Source organism: Crenobacter sp. CS_VA4 (assembly GCF_055597485.1).
Map to the genome: position 1 here is coordinate 1 of NZ_JBVMAE010000193.1, position 239 is coordinate 239.

The following is a 239-nucleotide window of genomic DNA, read 5'->3' on the forward strand; positions in this document are numbered from 1 at the left end:
CGGTGATGGTAATGGCCAGCTTGCCCCGGGTTGTATCGCCACCGAGCAAATCCAGATCGAAATTGCGCAAAGTGAAGGCGCGCACGGTCACGGCTTTGCCCGCTACTGGCTGCATAACGGTTTTGTCCAGGTGGGCAGCGAAAAGATGTCCAAGTCCCTGGGCAATTTCCGCACCATTCGTGACCTGCTTGAACACTACGACGGAGAAGTCATTCGTTACTTCATCCTGTCGACCCATT

1 protein-coding gene is annotated in these 239 nt (G+C 54.8%); it reads left to right on the forward strand.

What is annotated here, in order from left to right; genetic code table 11:
* Positions 1-239 (forward strand): class I tRNA ligase family protein (locus ACZ2IA_RS23265; protein WP_470294944.1); only part of this gene is annotated, 239 nt, incomplete at both ends.